At 68.7% G+C, this 4544-nt stretch carries 6 protein-coding genes; 5 read left to right on the top strand and 1 reads right to left on the bottom strand.

Annotated elements, in window-relative coordinates; all coding sequences use genetic code 11:
* Positions 1-133 precede the first annotated feature (133 nt).
* The 5 genes from ACFTZB_RS43305 (at position 134) to ACFTZB_RS43285 (ending at position 3899) form a co-directional block, all read left to right on the top strand.
* Positions 134-868, top strand: coding sequence for an MBL fold metallo-hydrolase (locus tag ACFTZB_RS43305; protein WP_378441808.1), 735 nt, complete (start codon positions 134-136; stop codon positions 866-868).
* A gap of 103 nt (positions 869-971) precedes the next feature.
* Positions 972-1931, top strand: coding sequence for a PDR/VanB family oxidoreductase (locus tag ACFTZB_RS43300; protein ID WP_378441806.1), 960 nt, complete (start codon positions 972-974; stop codon positions 1929-1931).
* 12 nt (positions 1932-1943) lie between these two features.
* Positions 1944-2156 carry a recombinase-like helix-turn-helix domain-containing protein gene (locus tag ACFTZB_RS43295; RefSeq protein WP_378441804.1) on the top strand — a complete coding sequence of 71 codons (213 nt, stop codon included), beginning with the start codon at positions 1944-1946 and terminating at the stop codon, positions 2154-2156.
* A 2-nt stretch (positions 2157-2158) separates the two neighbouring features.
* The gene (locus ACFTZB_RS43290; protein WP_378441802.1) at positions 2159-3190 is read left to right on the top strand and encodes a Rieske 2Fe-2S domain-containing protein; all 1032 of its coding nucleotides are present in this window, start codon (positions 2159-2161) and stop codon (positions 3188-3190) included.
* A 91-nt stretch (positions 3191-3281) separates the two neighbouring features.
* Positions 3282-3899, top strand: a complete 618-nt coding sequence (locus ACFTZB_RS43285) for a TetR/AcrR family transcriptional regulator (protein ID WP_378441800.1) — start codon at positions 3282-3284, stop codon at positions 3897-3899.
* A gap of 9 nt (positions 3900-3908) precedes the next feature.
* Here the strand turns inward: ACFTZB_RS43285 and ACFTZB_RS43280 are convergent, their stop codons facing one another.
* The gene (locus tag ACFTZB_RS43280) at positions 3909-4469 is read right to left on the bottom strand and encodes a MarR family winged helix-turn-helix transcriptional regulator (RefSeq protein WP_378441798.1); all 561 of its coding nucleotides are present in this window, start codon (positions 4467-4469) and stop codon (positions 3909-3911) included.
* Positions 4470-4544 lie beyond the last annotated feature (75 nt).

Below are 4544 nucleotides of genomic sequence, written 5' to 3'. Positions count from 1 at the left end.
GCCCCCCCCGGGGGGGGCGGGGGCCCGCCACGTCTCTGTCGGGGCAGCGCCGCCGTACCCGCGTGCTCTTGCGCGCCGCCGCGGTCCCGAGAAGGCTGGATCTCACGACACCGCGACGTGATCGGAGCCAGGGATGGACACCACGATTACCGAGATCGCTCCCGACATCTACCGTCTGTCCACGTATCTGGACGAGCCGAACCTGATCATGAACCAGTTCGTCGTCGACGGGGAGGACCCGCTGCTGTTCCACACCGGTCAGCGTGCCCTGTTCCCGGCGGTGTCCGAGGCGGTGGGCCGGCTGATTCCCCTCGACCGGCTGCGGTGGATCACGTTCGGACACGTCGAGGCCGACGAGTGTGGCGCGATGAACTCGTGGCTGGCGGCCGCGCCGAACGCGGAGGTCGCGCACGGGGCGATGGGCTGCTTCGTGCAGGTCAACGACCTGGCCGATCGCGCGCCGCGTCCCCTGCAGCACGGCGATGTGCTGGAGACGGGCAGCAGGCGGGTCCGTCACCTCGACACCCCGCACGTGCCGCACGGGTGGGACGCCGGGCAGATCTTCGAGGAGACGACGCAGACGCTGTTCTGCGGCGACCTGTTCACCGCGTTCGGCCATCACCCCACGACGACCGAGGAAGAGATCGTCGGCCCGGCCATCGCGGCCGAGGACATGGGGAGCGCGACGTGCCTGACACCGGCGCTCGGGCCGACGATCCGGGCGCTGGCCGATCTGGAACCGCTGCTGTTGGCGCCGATGCACGCGCCGGTGTTCACCGGTGACTGTGTGCGGAGTCTGCGGGATCTCGCGCAGGCGTACGAGGAGCGGATGGCGGCGGAGGCCGCGCGGTACCGCGAAGCCGAATAGCCGACCCGGAAATTTCCCCTCGACTGTGGCGCAGAATACATCTTAGTGCTAAATTATTGAGCACTAAGGAACTACGCCTTCGGGTCGAGCTTGGGAGTGAGCGATGACAACAGACGCAGACACCGTCCCCATGATGGTGCGTCAGATGCGGGTCGAGTCCTCGGGCGTCGTCTCGCTCCGCCTCGAACGGCAGGACGGCGGCACGGTCGACCGGTGGACGCCGGGCGCCCACCTGGACCTGCACCTGAACCGCGGGACAATCCGGCAGTACTCCCTCTGCGGAGACCCCGACGACAAGACCGGATACCGCGTCGCGATCCTCCACGAGGTGACCGGCCGCGGCGGCTCCCGGCACGTCCACGAGACGCTGCGGCCCGGCGACAACCTGTCGGTGAGCGCGCCCCGCAACAACTTCGAACTCCTGCCGTCACCGCGCTACGTGTTCATCGCCGGCGGAATCGGCATCACGCCGATCCTTGCGATGATCGGCGAGGCCGAACGCATGGGCGCCGACTGGGAACTGCACTACGGCGGCCGCGCCCGCACCTCGATGGCGTTCCTCGACGAACTGTCCCCGTACGGCGATCGCGTCCACGTCGTCACGGAGGAGACCGACGGCATCCTCGACCTCGACGGCATCCTCGGCACCGCCCGCGCGGAAACCCTCGTCTACGCCTGCGGCCCCGAGGGTCTGCTCGGCGCGGTCGAGGGATACGCCGGCTCCTGGCCGGACGGCGCGATCCGGCTCGAACGGTTCAAGGCCAAGGAGATCCCCGCCGACACCCTCGCCGGCGACCGTCCCGTCCGCGTGATCTGCGAACGCTCCGGCATCTCCGCCACCGTCGCCCCCGACCGGACCATCCTCGACACCCTCGAGGAATCCGGCGTCGACGTCCCCAACTCCTGCCGCGAAGGCATCTGCGGAACCTGCGAAACCCGCGTCCTCGCCGGCACCCCCGACCACCGCGACTCCCTGCTCTCCAGCTCCGAGCAGGAGTCCGGCACCACCATCATGATCTGCGTTTCCCGCGCCCGCTCCGACGAGCTCGTGCTGGATCTCTAGAAGGGAAGAACCATGAGCCTGTATCTGCAACCACGCCAGTCCGGCACGGCGCCCACCCCGTACGAACGGAAACTGGCCGGTGCGATCGAAGAGGTCTTCGGCACCGGGGTGCACCACCTCGAAGGCCTGGTGAAGGGTCTGAACGCCCTCGGAATCCACAGTCCCGGCGGCGACGCCTGGACCACCGACACTTTCACGGACGAGATCCGAAAGATGGGGGCCTGACCATGGTGAACCGACTGCACAAGGCGGCACTGACCGGCGACGAGATCTTCGCGACCGGGATGCGCGACCAGTGGCACGCGGTGTGCCCGTCCGACTTCGTCGCGCGCGGAGACATGAAGAAGATCCGCCGCCTCGGTGAGGACTGGCTGCTGTTCCGTCAGTCCGACGGCACCCTCCGCATGCTCGCCGACCGCTGCCCACACCGCGGCGCCCCGCTGTCGCAGGGGCAGCACCTCGGCGACCGCGTCGCCTGCCAGTACCACGGCGTGCAGGTCGACGGCGGCGGCACCGTCGTCTCCGTCCCAGGGATGCCCGGCTGCAACCTCGAAGGCAAGCGGCTCGTCACCAGCCTGCCCGTGCGGGAAGTGGCCGGCGCCGTGCTCGCCTGGTTCGGCACCGACCCCGACGCCGAACCCGCACCCCTCGAACTGCCCGAGCGCCTCACCGACGACGGCATCTCGCACTTCCTCTGCTACGCGGAGTGGAAGGCGCCGTGGCGGTTCACACTGGAGAACCTGCTCGACCCGATGCACGGGGCGTTCCTGCACCGGGAGTCGCATTCGATGTTCGGCGGGGAGACGTCCGCGAAGTTCCGGATCCGCGAAACCGATCGCGGATTCTTCTTCGAGAAGACCGACCAGCGGGGCGTGAACTTCGACTGGGTCGAATTCTGCCGGACCGGCATCGACTGGGTGGACCTCGAGATCCCGTACCCGCCGACCGCGGGCCCGGGCGGGTCGTTCGGCATCGTCGGCATGGGAACGCCGATCGACGCCGAGACCACCGCGGTGTTCTTCTGGCGCTACCGCCGCGTCGAGGGCTGGGAGCGCGACGTCTGGCGGTTCCTGTACCGCACCAAGCTGGAGGAGCGGCACTGGGTGGTGCTCGAGCAGGACCGCACCATGCTCGAGGCGATGGCATTCGACGCGGATCAGGCGGAGAACCTGTACCAGCACGACCTCGGCGTCATCCGGCTCCGCAGGCTCTACCGGGCGCAGGCCGAGGCCCAGGCGAAGGCGCTCCAGGGGGCGTAGGGTCGCGCGGGTTGACGTGAACGAAATGTCAACTAAGAATGTGTGACGGCCGACACGTCGGGCGCCGGCCGGGTGCGAGGAGGCGTGAGCGGTGCTTACGAACGGTGACGATCGAGGTCGGCTTGCGTTGGTCGAGGCGGCGGGGCGGTGCTTCGCCGAACTGGGATACGAGCGCACCACCGAGGCGGTTATCGCCGCTGCCGCCGGGGTGTCGCAGGCCGAGTTCGCCGCCCGGTTCGCGTCCCGCGACGACGCCTTCCGCGCCGTCGCCGCCGAGGTGTTCGACACGTTCGTCGAGGCTCAGCGGATCCCGGTCCCGCCGGACGCGGACCCGCGCTGCGTCCTGCGCGCCGCCACCGCGGCGTTCATCGAGACCGTCTACAGCAGCGGCCGGCTGTTCACGATGATCGAGGACCGCGCCGCCGTCGACCCGGTGATCGGTGAACAGCTCGAGGCGGCGCACAACCGGATCCTCGGCCGGTACATCCGGTTCATCGAACGGCTCAACCAGGCCGGCATCGCGACGCCGTGCGCCGAACCCGCCCAACTCGCCCGGAAACTGGCCGAGGCGCAGTGGACGGGTGCGGCACGCCTGATCGGTGCGTCACCCGACGAACAGCGACGCTTCATCGTGGAGATGACGGCGGCCTCCGAACGATTCATCGGATTCGGTGAGGTCGCCGATCTGACCGCCCGCGCGGCCAGCTGAGTCTTCCGCTCAGGCGGTGGGGTCCTGGTTCTCGACGATCGAGTGCTCGAGCTTGCGGAGCAATTCCGCCAGCGCCGCCTGATCGTCCTTCGACATCCCGCTGAGAATCTGGGACTCGTTGGCGAAGTGGGCCTCCGCGACCTTCTCGATCACCCGCAGCCCCTCGTCGGTGAGTTGCGCGTGCACGATGCGGCGGTCCTCGGCGTCGCGCTCCCGCTGCACGAGGCCCGCCTTCTCGAGACGGTCGACGCGCAGTGTCACACCCCCGGTGGTGACGAGGGCGGACTCCGCCAACTGTCCGGACGTCATCCGGTACGGCGGACCCGAACGTCGGAGGGCGGCCATGACGTCGAACGACGCCATGTTGATGCCGTGCTCCTCGAACACCGCCGCGAGGGACGACTGGTACCGCAGATACGAACGGTGCAGGCGGCCCAGCACTTTCAACGGACTCACATCCAGGTCCGGCCACTGGTGGGCCCACTGGTCGACGATGTCGTCGACGGCATCGCGGTCTGGAACGGGGCGTTGCGTCACCGGGCGCACCTCCTGGATTCTCGAGGGTCTCATCTGTTTAGTACCAAGATATCGAAACGAGCATAGGTGACGGCGACGCGCCGCGGGTCCCCGTCGATTGCTCGAAAC

Origin of the sequence: Rhodococcus sp. NPDC057014 (assembly GCF_042673295.1) — a bacterium.
GTDB lineage: Bacteria > Actinomycetota > Actinomycetes > Mycobacteriales > Mycobacteriaceae > Rhodococcus_F.
This window is presented reverse-complemented; position numbering and strand designations above follow the sequence as displayed.